This window comes from Nostoc sp. DedQUE12b (assembly GCF_034530835.1).
Lineage (GTDB): Bacteria > Cyanobacteriota > Cyanobacteriia > Cyanobacteriales > Nostocaceae > Nostoc.
Genome location: NZ_JAVRCI010000011.1, coordinates 1 through 21,266 on the forward strand (window position 1 = coordinate 1; position 21,266 = coordinate 21,266).

The window sequence follows — 21,266 nt, forward strand, 5'->3', positions numbered from 1 at the left end:
CCTTGATCTTCAACTCCCCTAGTAGGCTAACACCCACTGGGGGTTTTTTTATTTTTGGCAAACAACAGCAACTTCTGACGCAGATATTCTCTACCAGAAAATAGTGCTTAATCCTAGAATACTTGATTAATAGATGGATGTCCCCCGATCTTTAACTCCCCTAATTGAGTTAATATCCACTTTTGTTTTTTTGACACACGATCGCAATCAATTTTCTCATAAATTTATCCGGAGCATGGTGGTTAAACCTAGAACATTTAAGTGGTAGATGCACCCTGATAACTAGCTCCCCTGGTTGGCTAACGCCCACTGGGGGTTTTTTTATGAAAATTGAGTGCTATTGATTAACCCTGAAACACCCATTTTGTAAAGCAGCGCACCGTTCGTTTAATTGCTAGGTCTATCTTGATAACTAACCCTCTAAGGTTTTTCTTCCATCGACAAACAGTAACAACTTCAACCTCTACTAATTTATCCGGTAGCGACCCATTTATTTCAGAAAAGATTATTGGTAGATGCACCCTGATAACTCACTCCCCTGGTTGGTTAACACCCGCTGGGGGTTTTTTCTAGTTGCGTCACCGATAGCGATCGCAAATGCGTTTCGTAGAGAAGTGTTAGCGAGTCTTTTCCTCTCAAAGATGCTACATGTAGCTTGCTTCTCCATAGAGGTACGACCTTTACAGCCCATCGTAGACATCGCCTCTAATTTAGTTCATTTTTCCCGGAAGATGCTAGCTGCCCCTAGAAAAGATTATTGGTAGATGCACCCTGATAACTCACTCTCCTAGTAGGTTAACACCCACTGGGGGTTTTTTTATTTAAAAAAAATAACTGACCCTGATAACTCACTCCCCTGATAGGTTAACATCCACTGGGAATTTTTTCTACTACTTGCGTTACCAATAGCGAGACGCATTTGCGTTTCGTAGAGAAATATTAGCGAGTCTTTTCCTCCTTTTCCATAGAGGTACGAGCTTTACAGCCCATTATTGTAGACATCGCCTCTGATTTAGTTCATTTCTCCCGGAGGATGCTAGCTGCCCCTAGTAAAGATTATTGGTAGATGCACCCTGATAACTCACTCTCCTAGTAGGTTAACACCCACTGGGGGTTTTTTTATTTAAAAAATAACTGACCCTGATAACTCACTCCCCTGATAGGTTAACATCCGCTGGGAGTTTTTTCTACTAGTTGCCTTACCAATAGCGAGACGCATTTGTGTCTCGTAGAGAAATGTTAGCGAGTCTTTTCCTCTTAGAGATGCTACGCGTAGCTTGCTTCTCCATAGAGGCACGAACGTTACAGCCCGTTATAGACATCGCCATCGCCTCTGATTTAGTTCATTTTTCCCGGAAGATACTAGCTGCCCCTAGAAAAGATTATTGGTAGATGCACCCTGATAACTCACTCCCCTAGTAGGCTAACACCCACTGGGGGTTTTTTTATTTAAAAAATAACTGACCTTTGTCCAAATTTATCCGGAGTATGGTCTTCAACCTGAGAACACTTAATTGGTAGATGCACCCTGATAACTAACTCCCCTAGTAGGTTAACACCCACTGGGGGTTTTTTTGCCGTAGACGCATAGCGGTGAGCTACATAACCGGAGTAAATCACTATCACTACTCTTGTTGTTACTCCTGGTAGACCTTGAGTATCCTCCTGTTTCCAGGATAGAGCATAACTTACTCACTCAATCCCTGAATCGCTTTCTTTTTATTGTGAGCTAGAGACGCCACTCCAAAATGATTGCTATGATATTTAATCCCATTCTTAATTTTTTTTATATATTTTGGCGAGTTTTCTTTTAACTTTCACTATTTGTCTGCCTCAGCAAACCAAATATCACGCTACCGCTAACAGCACTCCTGAAGCAATTGAAAACTGCTAGAAATTCCAATTTTTGAGTTGGTTGGGATTAGACGGTAATTGTGTGGTAAAGAGGCGGTCTAAAATTTCTGATTTCTGTTCTGAACTGAAGTTGTCATAAAAATTTTCAAGCTTCTCAACTATTCCGAAATTTCTGAAAGCCTCTAAATTAGCATCTGGTTTTTCAATTAGAGGTTTTTGTCTATTTTGGGAATAAGTAAGTATATCTACTGTATGATTATTCCTTCGATGCACAAGCTGCATCAATAAATCTATTGCAACAGTTGGCAGAACGCGGTAGGTAGAAGTCATAAAAAAATCAAATTTCATATTTCCTAGACGGATGCGATCGCCATCTTTGAGCTTGATCGGACTAACAGTGCGATTACCATTCACAAACGAGCCATTGGTACTTTTGAAATCAATTAAGTAAAAGCCTTCCTCGTCAATATGCTGGATAGCAGCGTGGCGACGAGAAAGATGACTGTCACCAATGTAAATACCACTGTTACGGCTACGGCCTATCGTCCATATCTGCTGTGGCTGTCGTAAACTCTGAGTCTGATTGTCGCCCAAGTTAGTCATCAAATAAACAGTAGCATTATTTACTACACCATGTACGTAACCCGTCGTCTTGACTCTCCTCAGCGATGGTTGAGATAGGTTTTCTAGCTGAAGAATTTCATCTAGAAGGCTGCTGTGGTGTTCATACAACTTGAGGAATACTTGATATAAAGTTAATCGCCGTTCTATTTCTGTTTGTGCAAAGTCAGTCATTATACGTAAACCTTATACTACCTGATTTCCGTTGTAATATACATCTCCAGCCGACAATCAGGGATAATTAATTTTTTGCTTTTTGCTGCCATCTGAAAATTTAGTGGTTTAGGATCGTGTTATTTTACAAATTTTAGGTGTGAGATTCTCTGTTATTTATAGCCAGAAAAAGCATGTAAATACCTTTAGAAAATTATTATGATGCTTTATTGTTTATTGTAAATAATCATTTGTTATTTGTAACAGATAAAAACTATAAAGATTTCATGAAGAATTCACAAATATCTACGTATTTTTGCTAGATATTTGGATATTTCTTAATATTTATAAGAGTAATAGCTATGGCTCAACCTAAATATTATACATATTTGGTCAATTCTGAATAAATCTAAGTTTTTATCGAGAAGAATCTGGGCTAATTTTCCCAGACATAAGAAAATTTCAGCCTTGTGATTCTGATAAAATAAGTATTTTAAAATTGTTAATAAAAATGGAAAACTGAAAAGCAGGGAGGTTGGGGCTATTCTGCTAATCGAAAATAATTGATTTCAATAAAAAAGGTTCATCCGTCAGGGTAATCTAGAATCTAATATAGGAAAATATTCGGATATAACTATGGCGACAAGAGAGGCTATTCCCGATGAATTAGGAAACTCCATCCATCTATAGATTGCGGTAATTCAAACTTTCAAATCACAACAAGCCTCGTTTCCCATTCGGGCGCACGGTCATCCAATTTGTTTTTGCTAATGCTAGCTGCTCATCAGAAATTTTGGCACTGGTGAGATTAGCACCACACAAATTAGCTCCTCGGAGGTTAGCATTGCTGAGATAAGCATTGCTAAGGTCTGCGCCTCGCAGGTCTGCTCCTTCTAAATCAGCATGGTTAAAGTATGCTTTGCTCAAATTAGCATCCTTAAGATTTGCTCGAGTAAGACTGGCTCTGCCAAAGTCACTATTGTGAAGATTAGCTCCCTGAAGATTGGTTTTTTGCAATTGAGCAGAATGGAAATTTGTTTGAGATAAATCAGCACCTTGCAGATTTAGCAAATTTAAATTGTGTAAGGCAAAATCTCGTCTTCCCTTTAGATAAGCTGTTAATAAACCTTGGGTGTCTAACTTCCGTTCAACTTTAGAATTTTGACCTTGTGAACCATTGCTGTTGCTACTGAAAGCCGTTGATTTGGCCATCCCAGAACCCTGGTTTGATCCCGCGGCTTCCGCTGCCTTGGCTCGTCTAGCACGAATCGCTGCCGCTACCTGTGCCACTCCAGTGTTGGTAACAGCAGGGTTGTTACATAAAACAGCAGAATTTTCTAGGTGGTTATGTGTTCGCTCTTTAGATCCACTATCAGATTTAATCAGCAAACCTTTTGCTAAACTATCTAAGTATGGTTCTATTTCCAATGCTCTGAGAACTTCTGCCGCTGACTGATAGCGATTACGTACAGACACCTCTAACATTTTTCGTAACACATTGCCTAAGTGATCGCTCACTTGCACAAGCTGCTCCCACATCATCTCGCCAGTGTTGGGATTGTAATCTAAATCTTTAGGAGTTTTGCTAGTCAGTAAATAAATGCATGTCACACCTAGTGCATAAATATCACTGGCGTAGACTGGACGCATAGCCATTTGCTCTGGAGGTGCAAAACCAGGAGTACCAATTGCATAGGCAGTTAATGCTGTCTGTCCTGATGGGCCTGTCGCACCTTGGCTGATTTGGTTTTTGACTGCACCAAAGTCGATCAGTACCATTCTGGCATCTTGAGTGCGGCGGATTAAGTTGGCTGGCTTAATATCACGGTGAATCACCTTTTGATCGTGGATGTATTGCAACAGTGGCAAAATCTCGCTCAAAAATTGCTTGACTCCGGTTTCGCTCAAGATGCCGTTAAGTTTGACCTCCTCTTGCAAGGTGTCACCACTGATATATTCTTGAACTAAGTAGAATTGCTCGTGATCTTCAAAATAGTCTAACAATCTTGGTACTTGGGGATGATTGCCAATCTTACCTAGAGTTTTGGCTTCTCGCTCAAAGAGTTCTCTGGCCATCTGTAAAACGTGTGGGGCGCTTCCTGATGGGCGTAATTGTTTGATTACGCAACTCGGTTCTCCTGGTAAGCCTTGATCGTTGGCTAGGAAGGTCGCTCCAAAGCCACCCTGACCTAATGGTTTGATCACCTGATAGCGATCGCGCAACAGTAGTTGCGAGCCACAAGACTGACACCTTTGGCTATATACCAAATTTTCTGGATTGGAACAGGTAGGATTTAAGCAGTAGCTCATGCACTCTCAACTCGCTGCACGAATAATCACGGGGAGTGTTATACTCCCTTTCAATTATTTAGACATTAATCAACTCTTGCCAGGTAATTTTTGCTGGAAATCCTTTGAAGAGTTCCTAAAGTTTAACTGATATTACCTAAAGCGATCGCTAAACAAGATTATTTATTATACTTACATTGGCAAATACTGTTTATGCTATTTTCTAGCAATTCGTAATTCCTTATAACGCTCTCTCAAGGCTTGTGGCGTTCATCGTGCTATTATCCCATTCAGAAAATCAGCTTTAATCTGGTTTTTGCATGGGAGAATTGGTATTAATTGGAGGGCAGTGCCCAACGCCAGTTACTATAATTTGGGGAAACCCCAGACGCTCGCGGACTCGCTAAGGCTGCGCTATCGCTTTTAGCGTCTCCCCTTCTCCCAAAGGGAGAGGCTAACGCCTTTCCTCCGGAACGCTACGCGAACGCGGAGCGTCTCGTAGAGAAGGGAGAAGACCGTACTGGCTACCCTACAGAAAGTCGCTGTAGGATTTTGGATGCCCACATTTGGAGGCAATTTAGAATCATCTCCATTAGTCGTTAAAAGATTATTAGCTAGCTTTCATGTTCACACTAATCAACTGTTCGATAAGTGCAAAAACATCACTGCGGCTGAGTTTCTCTTTACCATTAGCAAGGGCGTCAAGAGTGCCGTTTGCTAAGGTGAAGGGGATTTGACAAAAATCTAAGGCAGGCCCGGTAGGAAGGTCTTTGATATAAGCTTCGGCCAAACCTAGATTGCGCCGGGCATACTCTTGCATATTTTCTGCGCTCCAACCTTCTGGGAAGAATTCTACTCCACGCTTCAAATCTTCAGTGTGGTTACGCAGGATATTGACTGCTTGTAAACCCCGACCAAAACCAATTGCCTGGGTACGGTTTGTTTGTGTTCCATCATACCAAGTCCACAAATCGGAAAGTAACAGTCCCACTGCACCTGCAACCCCAAAGGTATAACGATCTAAATCAGATTCTGTATAAATTTTCCAGTTTTTTTCTGACCAATAAGCCATCCGGTCAGCCATTGCAGCAGTGGCATCCCAAATTCGAGGTGCAATGGTGTCTGGTGCTAGCAGTGACCATTCTCTAACCCTCAAAGTGACTTCTTCTAATGAATCCTCATACCCACTAAATCCTGCAAAAAAAGCATCTACCGCAAAGCCATCAACTCCTGCTTGTAAGGTCAGGCTAATAGTTCTTAACAGCTTTGCTTTAGTAGCGTTATCTAGTTCGGGATGATCTTCAATTTCATCAATGGCACGCATACACAAATATGCTGATGCTACTGCTTCTTGCAATCCTGGCGGTAAAAGACTAATTGGGATATAAAAAGTTCGGCTAGTTTCTTTGAGGATTTGCAATGCATCTCTACGTAAATTCATGTTTTCACTCCCCACTTGATTTTTGCACCACATGAAGTTTGCAGTTTTTTGATGATACTGGATATAGTTTTGACTAAACCTTAAAAACTATAGACTATAAGATACGCTAGTATTTCATCTAAAAATTGATAGTTTTTGGTATTGCAATTAACAAAACTCTCAAATTAATCAAAGTCTAGTCTAGTATAGAGGTTTTTGGGTGCAAAAGTGTTTGAAGTGTCGTTTGATATAGCTTTCATAAACTTTTAGTATAGATATAAAGAATTATGGTAATATTTGGTTAGATATGACGAAATTTCTCCATAAGCAAACATCCATTTTAAGGATTTAAAATTGCTTAAAGTCTGCGTTAATCTGACTAACAAAGTGTAATTATTGTATATATAAAGACAATTCAGGAAAAGCTGACAACGGATAACAGCATTTGTATATACCTTTTGATGGGTACAGTGGTTTACCGAAGAGTTAGGGTCAGTTAAATTGGACGACATATAAGGCTGCAATGCCTGAGTTGGACTATACCTAATCGATTGGAGTCAGAACCGCCTTGCTGTTCAAAGTGACATAAAGTGACCAAAACTTAGAACAATAAGTTCCCGTATATTTACGAGATTGACAATAAAAAAGTTGGCTGTTTACCCACTCAACAGAATAATTGTGAATATTTGACTTCTTATATCATGTCCGCTTGATTGCTTATTAAACCCAAATAACCGCGAAGAGTTTAAGCTACACTTCGTCTCCACTCGCCACCTGCCTACGGTACACACAAGTCCTAGAAATCCAAGCTTGATGAGCTTTTTCTCCTTCCAATACTCTGGATGGGAATGAGAAGACAATAGGAAATCGAGCTTTTTTCGACTTGTGTGTATGCGCTAGCCCGCTTACAGACCTGAATTAAGGGGAACCACCAAGAAATTAGTAAGTTTTTAGATTGACCCCCTCCCCATCTGTTCTTACCAAGGAGAGGTGCCGCAGGCAGTGGGCTTATTTCGCGTACTCATGAATAATCGGTATCATAGTCCAGATTATGTTTACACACAAACAAACCGAACAGTCTGTAAAAAATTAAAAAAATATCGAAGAATTCCTAATTATTAAATTCTCTAAATCTTTTGTTGATACTGTAAATATTTTTTCTGTAATTCCTCTGGAATGGGAATAAGACGATTATTTTGCAAACTGACAAAACCACCCTTCTGGCTAGCCACTGCTGCTAACTCATTGTTAGATAAAATTTCAGCTTGCACAGTCCACTTTAAGCGTCCTAAGCCACTCAACCATAAACGTCCAATCACTCGGTCAATAATCTTTATTGGACGTTTATATTCAATTTCAGTTCCAGCTAGAATTGGTGTATATCCTTGCTCAATTTGTTGATTGAGTTGCCAATGTTCATCTAAAAACTTTAGACGTAAATCCTCTAGCCATCTGATATAAACAATATTACTTACAATTCCCATAAAATCAATGTCGTATGTTTTAACAGGAATTGCTAACACTACTTCGAATGGTCTGTGTAAGTTGTTATTTACTAGCATTGTTTCTCTTGATATTTTTTAATACTGCTCGGTCTGTTCAATGAAAGAGAAGTTTCCAAGTATTGATTCAGGTGATTAATTACCCTATGGATATGAACTGAATCTCCATAAAGCTTGCTCATCATTATGCCTCCTTCCAGCATTGCGATTATGATGGTAGCGATTTCATCAGCACTCACTTCCGGGCGAATTTCACCCTTTTCAATTCCTGTTTCAATAATTCGACAAATTAGATGCAGCCAAGAGTCCATCGCTTGTTGAGCACGTTCTCGCAACGCCGGATGAGCATCATCACTTTCCACAGCAGTATTCAGCAGTGGACACCCTCCTTTAATCGGTGGATTTTCTGCGAAGCTACTAAATACTCCAATGATTGCTTGCAGACGTTCTACTGCCTGGTGTTTGCTTCGTAATGCAAATCTAGTATGCTGCTTAATGTGAGCGATCGCAAAATCAAAAGCCTGTAACGCGAGATCATCTTTGCTTTGGAAGTGATTGTAAATTCCTCCTTTCTGCAATCTCGTAACACGCATGATGTCTGACATTGATGAGCCTGCATATCCCTGTTGGTTAAACAGTTCGGCTGCTTGGTAGAGAATTCTACTTTTTGTTTCTTCGCCTTTGGACATTACAGCCATTTATTAGAGTAGGGAGTTGTGAGTTTATTGAACTAAAAATTACTGTAAATTAAAAATTACCGACCGAACAGTTTCTTTATAACTATCATGATATATGCTTGTAGGTCAAGTATTTTTCAAAGCCGAGTTCTGAACAAAGATTTATTCGATAAAGTAAAGCCATACATAGATTTGCACGATGGCATTTGCAGTGAAGACAATATATATAGTTAAGTAAGTTGGCACAACGTCCAGACAATGCAGATTTCACCTGGTCATCAACACTATTAGTTTTGATGCTACCTCGACTGTAGTAATGATAAATTTTGCATCAATAGAAATTTCAGCAGCAATATTCTCAGTGGCAAGATAAGCTAACACGCCTACATATTGCACTATTTTCCATGTAGACCGTCATTAGTCATTAGTCACTTGTATGAATTTCGACTGCGCGGTAATCGAGCGACTTGCACTGAGCGTAGTCGAAGTAAGTCGAGATTCAACTACCACGAACGCGAGCAGCGTCTCGAAGAGAAGCCGAAGTATTAGTTATTTGTGTTTACCAATTGGACTTTGGACAATTGACTTAGGACAACCTCACCAGTTGATGTGCAATCTTATTTGCATAACAGCTTATCAACGGAAGTCTTGTTACAGTTGATTAGTGAAGGTTAAGGCATTTACCAAGGCTTTTCTGACAAGAATTGCTCAGACTATCACAGATATGCTAAAAAGTAACTCCAATCTTTACTGCTGTGATTGCGGTGCAAACTGTGCAAATACCTCTGCCCCTGTCAGGTTCTTGGTTTCATTCGCAAAACAGTAATATTTGGGCTTTTCATCAATGAACATCTGATGATCGAAAACAAGACCTTCACAGCTATCGAATAGTCCAACGGGTATGAAATACTGGTTAGTTTGTTTCAATTTATAAAATAGATGGCTACCACACTTCTTACAGAAGCCACGCTCTGCCCATTCTGAAGATTGATAAAATCCGATATTTTCTTCACCAGAGAAGCTAACATCACTTTCACACTCAACTACTAACAAAGGTCCTCCACCCCAGTTGCGACACATACTACAATGACATGCTCCTACCTGATTACTCATAGGGGTTGTAGAAACGTTTACTACTCCGCACAGGCAGCTACCTTTTGCAATGTTCACATTAGACATATTTTTTCTCTGCTCCCAAAAATGCGCTTCAATTTTACATTCTTTTTTGTTTCATGCTGGAAGTGTCTGCACTATTGAGTGTAGAGGCTGATACAACTAATCTAGCCGCTTCTTGACGCTGATTCAAATCAACATTGATGTTACATCTCCAATTTAAATATATGGAGTTTTGCGTTGATCGCGTGGAGTGTAACTCGATGGATGGGCTTTGTACCTCAGCCCATCCTACCCTGCTTGAGTGCAAACGTCTTATTTCAGTTTGCAGCTTGCGGTAAGTTCTAGATTGTAGAAAGTCCCTGATTTGGGATTAATTGAACGCAACTGCTGGATAAAAGCATTAAATGTTGTATTGCTTATCCCGAAGCCAGCTTCAGCACAAGCAGATAAACCTCCTTCGATGGGAATAGGAGATCCCGCCTTGGGGCTATATACAATGAATTTATCGACAGTGCTATTGCCGACAGCAGACCCAATAACCTGGCGAATTGTTTGCAAAGCGGCATTATCTAAGGAACCACCAATACTGCCAATACTGATGTTAACCGCACGACTTTCAGCCACAGCCGGCGCACTAATCGACAATATTGCCCCGACCATCATCAAACAGCTGAACTTCTTCATTTTTCTCTCCTCCAAAAAATTGAAAAACTAATAATTAGGTTTCGACATGGATGAATTACATCACAGACGCGAGCCATGTAAGGTTTTCAGACACTAGGGTTGTGTAAACTACAAAATCTATGATTCTGAACTTTTGGGGATTACTTCAGCATTAGGTCTTTCCTTTTCTGAAAAATGTTAATTTCTTAAAAATTCTTTATAAAATCGTTTTTGCAGACCCTGGCTGTCTAATTGGTGTTGGTTACAGGGAAGCTGAAAAAACATCTAGCAACAGCCACCCCAGCGTGAGACTAATATTAGTTCGGTTCCACTCTCAGATAAAATTGCGTAGCCACAAACTTAACATCTCTCTTGGTTGGGTTTAAGTCGTCTACTACCTTAGTTGTACCCACAGTAATCAAACCTAGAGCGAAAATTTCGTTGTTTGCAGCTTCAATTTGTTCTGGTGTTGCACGCGTTTGGCTCAAATCTATTGACGAAACTTGAGAACTCTGAGGCTTATTCAAAATAAACTTCTCTGTGGAGAAGCAAGGGGTGGTGAAACAGACAATGCCATTGTTTTTAAGCGCAACAAAAGTACCTTTTGCTGGAGTATCTGTAGCAGCTATGAAAGCTTCTTTAACTCTCAATTGCCCAAACTTGCCAATTTCACCAAATTCCACTGGAACTATACTACCTCTGAGAATCAGACGGCTAACATCCTGATTTTGAATTTTTGCCAGTTTGCCAAGTGGTAATTTCAGGGAACTCCAATCAATTGAAGACACATAGCATTCATTGCGAAAGACACCATCAATACAGGCAGTAGCTTTTAGGTTGTTCTGCTTGATGAAAAATCCCCCGCATCTTGGAGAAGCACATCTGCGAAAATCCCTCCGCACCGTGTAATATCCCCACTGGGGAAAGTCTTGATTTTTGACACTGGTTGCAACAGAATCATTAGCGTCTGGAGTATAAATGTCCAGAGCATGTGTCTTCGGGTAAAATCCGAAGCTAGCTAGAATTGCACCTAATAGGAGAATGAGTCGGTATTTGTAGTAAATTGATTTTTTGCTCATGGGATCTTTAAATTTTGTTTAAGGTTTTCAGACATCGTGTTTTACCTCACTCGACTGCAACCCTATGTAGGTAAAAAACGTGGAATAACTACTTATCATCCTGTCATGGTACTTTTTTAGTGTATCAGTGATTGATACTAAAACTGTTGTTAACTATATTATTAGTGCCTGACACCAAATCATCATTTGCTCTTATTAATTGTGAGGTAGTGTTAAGGACTGGTGTATTTATACTTTGTGACTATCAATTAAGCCAAATAACAGATGGAACTCCACAGCGATTTCACGGAAGTTATGTGCTGCGACGAGTCAATCATGTTCCTGGCTCAACTCCAGAGCAGCGTAGATGGCATCTTTAGTTAGGGAATATTACTCAAGTCAATTAGTCTGCTGCAAAACGTTTCACAGAGATGCCAGTATCATTTTTATGAATTATGACTGCGTTTATTACTGCCTTGTTCCAGTGTTGATGATAAATTAAAAAGTTTAAATTATACAATTAACATCCGGATAACAAAAGTGAAGTTAGGAAAAATAGTGAAGATATGATTGTAACTTTCTTTAATTGAGTTAATATAAAGGGCTTTCACAATGGTTACTACTCCTGTATACTATTTGCAAATTCTGGACAATCCGAATATTGAAATTTCTCAAGATGAGTTGCGATCGCTTCTAGGAGAAATAGAACTACAACTGCATCGTAGCCGAGTTTATCGGCGTGCTTTAGCGATTGTGCAGAAGTTAATAGGTTCAGAAACAGATCAGGCTCAAGATTTATTAAAAGCCGTAGGTAGAGAAGCGATTGGTTTAGCATTTCGACAATTTGCTAAACAAGATCAAAAGGTTGAAACAGCTACAGATACGAAGCAAGCCACAGAAACAGTCAATACTTCATTAGAGATACAACAGGAACATTGCACGGAAACAGAGCAATCCTCTAAAAATGCAGCAGAAAATTCGTTGTGGAAAAAACCACTACAATTTCTGAATCATCAGAGAATTTCTGAAGCTGAACAAGCTGAACAAACAGCCCAACAACGCATATTGTGCTTACGTCAAATCGGGCAACAACTCCAAAAAACCCGTCAGTCCAAAGGGCTTTCTTTGGATCACATCCAGCTTTCCACTCATATCCGAACCGAGCTGATAGAGGCATTAGAAAACGGCAACTCGAAAGAATTACCAGATGATATTTTTTTACGTGGATATATACGACGTTATGGAGATGCTTTAGGACTTAATGGTGTTGCTTTGGCTGCTTCTTTGCCAAAACAAGCAGCTATACCAGTAAATCAGCCCTTTTCGTACCAATCTAAAAAAGGAATGGGATTGGAAATTCGTCCAACGCATTTATATCTAGGTTATACAGTTCTTCTTGGTGGTGCAATGGGAGGATTAGCTTTGATGTCCCAGCAACAGGCAAATACCAATATATCAACTGGGCAAGATAACTCTTCTTCTGTTTTACAATCGTTAAGAGAACAATCCCCTACTGTTAAACCAGGGATTAAATCTACTAATACTGGTGTGGTTGTCGGATCTGATATTTCCCCACCAGAAGGATTATATTAACGAACTGCACCACAATCCAATTACATCTTAATTGATAAAATCTAAAGCCAAGTACTCAACATTGCGATTTGAGCCTAAATCCTCTTGTGCCTTGCTCAACATCTTGGAAAATTGGGGAAGGAAGGGGCAGCCACTGGCTGCCCCATAGTAATAATTATTATTTACTGTTGATTTTATGTTTTGGAGGTCACTCAATATAAGAATAAACTCATGGTGATGTGGGGCATAATTACTGCGCTTTGGAGGCAGAAATCCTGTCTTCATATACTTGTAACGACGAGTTAAAGCCTCCCACATCACACGCGGCAGTAATATTACTCTTGAGACTCCTCAGAGATAGATTCTGATTCTGATTCTGTTTCAAGTTCTTCTGTTTTAACTTTGGGGGCTGGAGGTTTAACCGGTTTTGGGCCACGCGCTAGTGCAGGATTCACTGGTTGCCTGCCCTCATCCTTATATGACGATCCTTTTTTCCCTTTGTCAGACGACCGATCACGGCTTGGTTTTGAGCTTCTAGGGTTGGATTCAATAGGGGTTACAGAATCCGAATTTTCGGAATTGCTGTCAGTGCTTCCTTGAGACTGACGTTCCGATTTTTTGATTGGACGTTCTACCATTGTTGATTTTTGTAAATTTATCTGTATGGTACATCGGTTTGGTGACTATCAGACTGTCGAGTCGCATTTTTAAAGATTTTATCGAACAGAATTCAAGAGTCAGGAGTCAGAATTTAGAATAAATTTTGTATGACACAACGACCGGCGGTAGTTGAATCTCGACTTACTTCGACTACGCTCAGTACAAGTCGCTCAATTACCGCGCAGTCTAAACTCAGTGCATCGCTGGCGGATGAATAACCGGGTTTAAGACCCCATCAAATCGTAGATTTGGTGGTGCAACAATTCAGTCGCAGGTCTGAATCCCCGAATGATAGCGAAGCGTAAAGCCTTCTCTACGAGAGGCTGCGCCAACGGCATAGCTTCTCTACGAGACGATACCGCGAACGCTTAGAGCGAGTCTTCTCTCAGGGGGAGACGCCAAGGGCGAACGAGCATCTTGATTCTGACTCCTGAATTCTGATTTCTGAATTCTGTTTATCAATTAACTCACTAAATTAAAAAATGGGTGCGTTATCTATAGCTGAACACACCCGATAACTATTGAACAAAATCAGGTCGTGCCTGTTGCCTTGATTTGAACTTTTCCTCTAAAACTGCCCAATTTTCTTGTTCAATTAAGTTAGTCAACTCATCAAGGTTTTGACGATATTGTTGGAGCGATCGCAGCAATGCTTGACGATTATACCGTGCCATCATCACGCCCAACTCTGGATTCCCGCCACCCACACGACTGGTATCCCGAAAACCTGAACTAGCTAACTTTTGGGCTAATTGCAAAACATCGGGGTCAGTTTCGCTCAAACAAGCTGCAATCAACGAGGAACTGACCATCACCGGTAAATGGGAAATCCAACTCACAGCGCGGTCATGTTGCTCAGGTTGACAATAGTAGATATTAGCTTTGAGCGATCGCACAATTTCTTCTACAACTGTAATTGCATTAGCTGGTGTCGTAGCGATCGGTGTTAATACATAAGGTTTATCAACAAATAAATCTCGCTGTGCAGCTTCTATCCCACTGTCTGTTCTACCCGCCATTGGATGACCACCAATAAAATTATCCCAAAGGGGAGAAATATCTTTAACTATCTGTGCTTTTGCCGAACCGACATCAGTGACGATTGTAGCGGTAGGCAAATGAGCGATTAACTGTTCAAATTGGGGCACAATAAGGCCTAGAGGTGTACAAATAAATACAACTTCTGCGGCTGCTAACAGGCTTAGATCGACTGATGCTTTATCTACACTGCCGAGGGTAACTGCCTTTTGACAGGTAGCTTCACGGCGACTGACTCCTAAGATATGATGTCCTTGCGATCGCAAATCAAAGCCCAAAGATCCGCCAATCAGTCCCAATCCTAAAATCCCAATATTCATTTTTGATTTTGACATTCTGTTTTTTATGACTTTACCAACTATTAAAGTTGGCATCCAAGGGGTAGCATCGATGACTGTAGAGGAATTACTGGAACAATACGCAGCAGGAGTCTTAAACTTTAGTGGTGTTGACCTCCCAGAAGCCAATCTGAGTGGAGCAAAACTCAGTGGCGTAAATCTGAGCGATGCTAATTTGAGTATAGTCAACCTGAGTGGTGCAAATCTGAGTGAAGCTAACTTGAGCAATGCCAAGCTGAATATAGCCAGACTCAGTGGCGCGAATCTAGGCAGCGCCATTCTCAACAACGCTAGTCTTAATGTCGCTAATTTGATTCGAGCGGATCTAGGTCGCGCCCAACTCAGAAGAGCGTCATTAATCCGCGCCGAGTTAGTTCGCGCTGACCTCAGTCGCGCTGACTTGTTGGAGGCTGACCTGACCGGCGCTGATTTGCGAGAGGCGACACTCCGCCAAGCGAATCTCCGTCACGCTAACTTAAGTGAGACTATCTTGAAAGGTGCTTCCTTAACTGGAGCCAACTTGGAGATGGCTAACTTAAACGCTAGTGACCTTAGTCGTTCTGACTTGAGTGGTGCAAATTTGCGAGATGCCGAACTCAGACAAGGCAATTTCAGCCATGCTAACTTGAGCGGGGCAGATTTGAGTGGTGCAAATCTTCGATGGGCAGATTTGAGTGGTGCAAATCTCCGGTGGGCAGATTTGAGCGGCGCAAAATTGAGCGGGGCAGATTTGAGCGGCGCAGATTTAAGCAATGCCAACTTAACAAATACAAGTTTAGTCCACGCCAATTTAACTCAGGCAAAATTAATTAGAGCAGAATGGATCGGTGCTGACTTAACAGGAGCAACTTTAACTGGAGCCAAGCTATATGGCACTTCCAGGTTTGGTTTAAAGACTGAAAGCATGGTTTGTGAATGGGTCGATCTTAGCCCAAATGGCGATCGCTCCATTATCCAAAACTTCCATTCTGAAGAGTCACGAGATTTTTTTAACGAAACACCGCCAACAATTCGGATTATTGTTGATGCAGCCCTAGAACACGAAGCCAATTTTGCGATCGCTGGCGCTTACTACCAAATTGCTCAAGAATATCGGGGGCTAAAACAACCTCCAAGTATCGAAAGTGGTCGTCGCCGGACTATTTTCACCTTTCATGTAGATAGCGACGAAGCATTATTTCTCACTGCTTACATTGTCATTCTTCCCTTTTTAGATGCTGCATCTACCCAAAAGAATATTTCTAGCATTGTGGAAATGATTAATAGTGAAGTTATTGCAACCCAAGACTTAAAATCGCTAAAATCACCTCATATAGTGAAACAATTAAATACTCTTTTAGAACAAGCTAGAAATCAGGCTACAACAATTAAACAGATGAAAAGAAATATTGAAGTAGCCGCAAAATTAAATTTTTGTAAAGCCCCAACCCAAATGGTTTTAACGAATTCCAGCGCCCACACTTTGATTGTTTATGACCATCCCAACTTTGGGAAAAGATTTATTAATCGCTCTGCTCTCAATGCTTCAGCTTATGATATATCCAGTGATTCAACAAAAAATATATTACCTTCATTAGATATAATTATAGATTTTGTCAAAGGATTTCATTATATTAGTCATTAGTTATGAGGCATTGGGCACTTGTACTGATTTTCGACTGCGCGCTAATCGAGCGACTTGTACTGAGCGTAGTCGAAGTAAGTCGAGATTCAACTACCGCGAACGCGAACAGCGTCTCGTAGAGAAGCCGTTGGCGTGGTAACAGAGCGTAGCCGTACCCCTCCGGGGAAGCAAGCTACGCGCAGCGTCTCGTAGAGAAGTGCAGCCTCTCCAAGAGTTGTATTGGGCATTGGGCATTGAACTAATGACTAATGACAAATGACAAATGACAAAAAACAAAAATTTTGGAGGAAAAAATGAGCAATATTTTTAATAAAATGATTGGTCGAACTCGCTATGTAGTGTTTCGCCTATTTCTGCACTTAGGGGGAGGTGAAGTAGCGCCAATTTTGGGAGTATTAAATAGTGCTGGACGAGATGCGATCGATGCTGATGGCGATTTAGAAGTTTTGGGAGAAGGATTGGTAGAAATCAGCCAAACCCTGCTGCAATACGATGAATATTGGCTTTCTGCTGCCAACGAAGGTGACATATTTTTTAATGAAGGCGAGGCAGGGGATTATGTGAATGAATTATTTACTGACTCTGCCGAAAGATATCTCAGCGAACCAGATTACAGTTCTAACTCTGGATTGAATGAACCTTTATCTATACCTGTAACCCGCAACGTCATTGTGATGATTACAGTAGCTTATGAAGGAGAAGTACCAGATTTGGAAACCGATCTTTCTAACGTTCAGGCGCTCAAGGAAGGATTGAAAGCATTGATAAATTTGCATTATAAACATAGATTAAAGGCAATCCAAGTGCATTTCTCTCCAGCACAGCTGGGCGATGAACTCACTAGCGATCAACTGTTGCAATATTATCCAGAATTGATTCCTTTGTAATTTGTTGGGTAGTCCGTACTTACTACTCGTATCGATAAATTGTTAAGCTCAGAGATAGGACAATAATCCAATGATCATGACCATAGTACGTAAATTTACAGCCGTTTTTTTAGCTCTGAGTTTGTGTGTCACAACTGTCGCTTGTGGTGGAGGAAACGAAACTACTCCTCCTGCTAAGAACGTTAACCAAACCTCTACTAACACAAAGCTGAGTGATGGTGAGTATAAAATACAACAAGCTACTTATGACGATGCAACTGGTGAGTATAGCCTGTTTTTACTTAACAATAATCCCCCAACCTTTGCAACCGAAAATTTGCAAATGGCACGGTTAACTGATGATGAAATCAAGCAAGGTAAGAAAACCTATCTGAAGGTAGAAAAAGGACAACCGATTTTATATCTAACGGAAGACTTTAAAATAGATTACGTCCACAACGTTACCGAGAATAAAACCAATCCCCAAACCGGACAGCAAGAGACGGTTGTAGTCCGTCGAGAAAATAGCTTCTGGGCACCATTTGCTGGGTCTGTGGCTGGTGCTGTGGCAGGTCAGGCGATTGGTAGTCTGTTGTTTAGGCCCCAGTATTATGTACCCCCTGCCTATTACCCAGGACAAGGATTAAGTGGCTTTGGTGGATATGGCACAAGCTATGGCCAAGCAGTTCAAAATTACCAAACTCGATACAATACGCAACCAGCAGCCGTGAGAAATCGCACTGCATTCCGTAATACAGGGACAATTAGAAGGTCATATCCTGGAAATTCCAATGTACGCAATGTACCGCGTAGCACTACAGGTAATAACCGTCCTTCTGGTTCTGGTTTTGGTGGTAGTACGTTGCAGCCCTCTGGTAGAGCCACTTCACCCAGACGCAGTTCTGGTAGTGGTTTTGGTAGCGGGCGTAGTTCAGCACCCCGCCGCTCAACTGGTTTTGGCAGCAGACGCCGTTAGAAAATTCCAAATGCAATAAATAGACTGCCTAAAAAGTTAAGGTAGTTGTACACAAAGAAGCCGGAGGGTAACAAGTCAAACCTCCGGTTTCTCTTTAATATCTATGCAATTTACGAGGAGGAATTATTAATTATTCGGTTAAATAATATGAAATACTAAATACAAATATTGCTAAGAAAACAGGAATCATTTTACTAAAGTCTATTCGCTTTTGTTGAACCATTTCTAAACAAGACATCGGAATCATCACAGGCCAGAAGATAGTTGTTAGCACAAACATCACAACCGAGAAAAATTTATCTTCCGGGTTAGAAGCAGGATGACGTAGGGAAAATATTAACCAATTAGTTAAAAAATAGCATGTCATTAATAAGTAACCAATAGTTAAAGTCAGTTGTATCTGATTCACTGTAAGTACTCCTGATGTTATGTGAACTTTACTATAGCCTCTCCTATTCTAGTAAGGTATACTATGAACCTCAATAGTGGATTTTAAATTAGTAGAAATGAAGGCATACTCACTAAGTCGTTAGACGTAAATCAATTAAAGTTTGTAGTTTTGAATAAGTTTTTTAAATTTTGGACAATGAATATTTACTATCACAATCCAAAACTTAAATTTAGTCAGTTATTAAAGCAATAATTAAGCTGTCTTAAAAAATCGAATAATTTCGCGGACATGATCCAGAAATTGCCCGTCAGTAGAAAGTTGCGCGATCGCATTTCTGGCTTCTCTTCCCAAACGCTCATGTTCTGTTTGATTTGTCGCCCGTAATTCTTCTAAATTAGCTGCAATTCGGGCTAAATCTCTGCGAGTTTCTTCGGCAAAACGTTGTTGAGTTGCGGATAAGGAATAGGGTTGTTCAGGATTGAGTTGATCTTCCAAAGACTGGATTTTTTGTTCCAATATAGAGAAGCGATCGCGCAGTTCAAAAATATCTTCGCGCGGATACTTCCATTCTTGGCGAATCATCGCTAACCGCGCATATAAATACTCATAAGCGCGAATCGCTGGACGCAGAATTGTTAATAACAAAGCCGCACCAGAACTTATATATCCAACTGTACTAATACCAGTGACAGCAAGGGTATAAAGACCAACGGCTGAGAATAAGTGTAAAGCAATAGCAACCCAGAGCGATCGCTTTGCCAATACTGTGACATACTTTACTTGTTTCTCATCAACTGGAATGCCTTTCTCAGTTGATTGTGCTGCTTCTGCTAAGACTTCTTTGGCTTGAAAATGCACATTCCACGGTACGGTAACAATTACCAACAGCCACCAAAAACTAGCACCACCAATTACCCAATCAAGAAAGTTACCTGTAGGTATGTGCAACCATTGCAGTAAGCCAAAAGCCACCAGCACCGGAACCACAATTCCAATAATGGAACTGATGAAAAAGTTGATATACATCTTACCCTGTCTCCGATGAAACTATCACCTCGATTATGGCTAGTGGTTCTCAATTATACAAATATATTTGTGATGGTTTTTCTAGTTGCACATAATAAAAGAAGGGAGAAAGAATGGAATACTGCTTTGTAGAGTTTCAAGTAGATGATTGCAAAAGATTCAATGCTCTTTGTGAAGTTTTCAACGAAATTAAAAAAGATAAAGACAACGATTCTTGGCGTAATAACGTTTCCCCGTCATTATTGGATGAGATAACTGCGCCAAATTGATTGAGTGTTTTTACTACCTTTTTCTGGAATTAGCAATCGCCAAGTTTTACCTTCTTGCTGAATTTGCAGGTAAACATCAAAGGGTTTTTTGGGTTGCGTCAAGCGCCGTTTTGGTAGCTTAACAATCAAGTCATAGGTTCCCCGCACGTGGAAAGCTGGTAAATTTTCAATCGTCAGTGGTTGTTCCTGGGTAATTGATAGCCGTTTGATTTCAAATCCTTGAAAATCTAGATCCAACTGTTGGCTAAGTTTTTGTTGAGTCTGTTCTAGCCCAAGTGCGATCGCTTTTTGCACTAAATCGCTAGTTGGTAGCAGTCCAATACTGCCACAAGCTGTCACTAGCACCAGCAATATTGCTGTCAAAACTAACCGCACCATGTTATTCCTGAGATTCCACTTATCAGCGATAGTATAACTGTAGATTCTCTCAATTCTCTGATCTACCATGCCAAAACAGTCTATAGGTCTTGATAAACAACTCTACAATTATCTTTTATCCGTTTCGCTGCGAGAACCAGAAATTCTTAGGAAGTTGCGCCAAGAAACTGCCAATCATCCCCGGAGTGGAATGCAGATTTCACCAGAACAAGGGCAATTTATGAGCCTTCTGGTGCAGTTAATTGGAGCGAAGAAAACCCTAGAAGTTGGAGTATTTACGGGTTATAGCTCACTTTCTGTAGCTTTGGCGCTACCGACTGATGGGAAGATTATTGCTTGTGATGTGAGTGAAGAATTTACTGCGATCGCCCGACGATATTGGCAAGAAGCTGGGGTTGCCGATAAAATCGATCTACGATTGGCACCAGCTTTGGAAACTTTAGATTGGCTATTGGCAACTGGGCAAGCCGAAACTTTTGATTTTGCCTTTATTGATGCTGATAAAGAAAATTATCATGGATATTATGAGCGATCGCTGCAATTAGTGCGTCCAGGTGGATTGATTGCGATCGATAATGTTTTATGGTCTGGACAAGTAGCTGATGAGCAAAATCAAGATGAAAGCACTCAAGCAATCCGCGCGCTGAACGAGAAGTTACATCATGACAAACGCATCAGCCTCTCCCTTGTCCCCATTGCCGATGGACTTACTTTAGCAATCAAGCGAGCTTAATACGGCAAGAGCGCACAACTAACTGTGCGCCCTTATTGCGTG

Annotated in this window: 19 protein-coding genes; 5 read left to right on the forward strand and 14 right to left on the reverse strand. The window is 40.7% G+C overall.

The window, feature by feature from the left end:
- Positions 1-1,890: 1,890 nt before the first annotated feature.
- The 8 genes from RMY16_RS07925 to RMY16_RS07960 form a co-directional block, all read right to left on the reverse strand.
- Positions 1,891-2,649: an FHA domain-containing protein gene (locus tag RMY16_RS07925; RefSeq protein WP_322735920.1), complete on the reverse strand. Its 759-nt coding sequence runs from the start codon at positions 2,647-2,649 to the stop codon at positions 1,891-1,893.
- Positions 2,650-3,342: 693 nt separating this feature from the next.
- The gene (locus RMY16_RS07930) at positions 3,343-4,938 is read right to left on the reverse strand and encodes a serine/threonine-protein kinase (RefSeq protein WP_322735921.1); all 1,596 of its coding nucleotides are present in this window, start codon (positions 4,936-4,938) and stop codon (positions 3,343-3,345) included.
- Between the two features lie 589 nt (positions 4,939-5,527).
- A complete protein-coding gene (locus RMY16_RS07935) occupies positions 5,528-6,358 on the reverse strand; it encodes a phytoene/squalene synthase family protein (protein WP_322735922.1) in 831 nt (276 codons plus the stop codon).
- A gap of 1,106 nt (positions 6,359-7,464) precedes the next feature.
- Positions 7,465-7,899: a thioesterase family protein gene (locus RMY16_RS07940; RefSeq protein ID WP_322665660.1), complete on the reverse strand. Its 435-nt coding sequence runs from the start codon at positions 7,897-7,899 to the stop codon at positions 7,465-7,467.
- Positions 7,893-8,528, reverse strand: a complete 636-nt coding sequence (locus tag RMY16_RS07945; protein WP_322665662.1) for a TetR/AcrR family transcriptional regulator — start codon at positions 8,526-8,528, stop codon at positions 7,893-7,895. The genes RMY16_RS07940 and RMY16_RS07945 overlap by 7 nt, the downstream gene beginning before the upstream one ends.
- Before the next feature lie 735 nt (positions 8,529-9,263).
- Positions 9,264-9,695 (reverse strand): GFA family protein, encoded by a 432-nt coding sequence (locus RMY16_RS07950; RefSeq protein WP_322665664.1) that lies wholly within the window; start codon positions 9,693-9,695, stop codon positions 9,264-9,266.
- 249 nt (positions 9,696-9,944) lie between these two features.
- A complete protein-coding gene (locus tag RMY16_RS07955) occupies positions 9,945-10,316 on the reverse strand; it encodes a hypothetical protein (protein WP_322735923.1) in 372 nt (123 codons plus the stop codon).
- Between the two features lie 296 nt (positions 10,317-10,612).
- Positions 10,613-11,374, reverse strand: a complete 762-nt coding sequence (locus tag RMY16_RS07960; protein WP_322735924.1) for a DUF6748 domain-containing protein — start codon at positions 11,372-11,374, stop codon at positions 10,613-10,615.
- 591 nt (positions 11,375-11,965) lie between these two features.
- On the opposite strand from RMY16_RS07960, the gene RMY16_RS07965 reads away from it, so the two are divergent.
- Complete coding sequence (locus RMY16_RS07965; RefSeq protein ID WP_322735925.1) at positions 11,966-12,946, forward strand: helix-turn-helix domain-containing protein; 981 nt, start codon at positions 11,966-11,968, stop codon at positions 12,944-12,946.
- 314 nt (positions 12,947-13,260) lie between these two features.
- Here the strand turns inward: RMY16_RS07965 and RMY16_RS07970 are convergent, their stop codons facing one another.
- Together RMY16_RS07970 and RMY16_RS07975 are read right to left on the reverse strand one after the other, a co-directional pair.
- Entirely contained in the window at positions 13,261-13,563 is a 303-nt protein-coding gene (locus RMY16_RS07970; protein ID WP_322735926.1) for a hypothetical protein, read from the reverse strand.
- Between the two features lie 540 nt (positions 13,564-14,103).
- A complete protein-coding gene (locus tag RMY16_RS07975) occupies positions 14,104-14,943 on the reverse strand; it encodes a prephenate/arogenate dehydrogenase (protein ID WP_322736011.1) in 840 nt (279 codons plus the stop codon).
- Between the two features lie 70 nt (positions 14,944-15,013).
- Here RMY16_RS07975 and RMY16_RS07980 point away from each other — a divergent pair, with 70 nt between their 5' ends.
- A complete protein-coding gene (locus RMY16_RS07980) occupies positions 15,014-16,585 on the forward strand; it encodes a pentapeptide repeat-containing protein (protein WP_322736012.1) in 1,572 nt (523 codons plus the stop codon).
- Positions 16,586-16,671: 86 nt separating this feature from the next.
- Here the strand turns inward: RMY16_RS07980 and RMY16_RS07985 are convergent, their stop codons facing one another.
- The gene (locus RMY16_RS07985) at positions 16,672-16,812 is read right to left on the reverse strand and encodes a hypothetical protein (protein WP_322735927.1); all 141 of its coding nucleotides are present in this window, start codon (positions 16,810-16,812) and stop codon (positions 16,672-16,674) included.
- Positions 16,813-16,878: 66 nt separating this feature from the next.
- Here RMY16_RS07985 and RMY16_RS07990 point away from each other — a divergent pair, with 66 nt between their 5' ends.
- Both RMY16_RS07990 and RMY16_RS07995 read left to right on the forward strand, forming a co-directional pair.
- A complete protein-coding gene (locus RMY16_RS07990; RefSeq protein ID WP_322735928.1) occupies positions 16,879-17,472 on the forward strand; it encodes a DUF1517 domain-containing protein in 594 nt (197 codons plus the stop codon).
- Positions 17,473-17,542: 70 nt separating this feature from the next.
- Complete coding sequence (locus tag RMY16_RS07995) at positions 17,543-18,427, forward strand: hypothetical protein (RefSeq protein WP_322735929.1); 885 nt, start codon at positions 17,543-17,545, stop codon at positions 18,425-18,427.
- A gap of 130 nt (positions 18,428-18,557) precedes the next feature.
- Here RMY16_RS07995 and RMY16_RS08000 read toward each other — a convergent pair whose 3' ends face one another.
- From RMY16_RS08000 to RMY16_RS08010, 3 genes are all read right to left on the reverse strand, one after another.
- A complete protein-coding gene (locus RMY16_RS08000) occupies positions 18,558-18,836 on the reverse strand; it encodes a hypothetical protein (protein WP_322735930.1) in 279 nt (92 codons plus the stop codon).
- A gap of 234 nt (positions 18,837-19,070) precedes the next feature.
- The gene (locus RMY16_RS08005) at positions 19,071-19,844 is read right to left on the reverse strand and encodes a hypothetical protein (RefSeq protein WP_322665680.1); all 774 of its coding nucleotides are present in this window, start codon (positions 19,842-19,844) and stop codon (positions 19,071-19,073) included.
- A gap of 239 nt (positions 19,845-20,083) precedes the next feature.
- Positions 20,084-20,491: a hypothetical protein gene (locus RMY16_RS08010; protein WP_322736013.1), complete on the reverse strand. Its 408-nt coding sequence runs from the start codon at positions 20,489-20,491 to the stop codon at positions 20,084-20,086.
- Positions 20,492-20,558: 67 nt separating this feature from the next.
- Between RMY16_RS08010 and RMY16_RS08015 the strand changes: the two genes are divergently transcribed.
- Positions 20,559-21,224 (forward strand): class I SAM-dependent methyltransferase, encoded by a 666-nt coding sequence (locus tag RMY16_RS08015; protein WP_322735931.1) that lies wholly within the window; start codon positions 20,559-20,561, stop codon positions 21,222-21,224.
- The last annotated feature ends 42 nt before the right edge of the window (positions 21,225-21,266 follow it).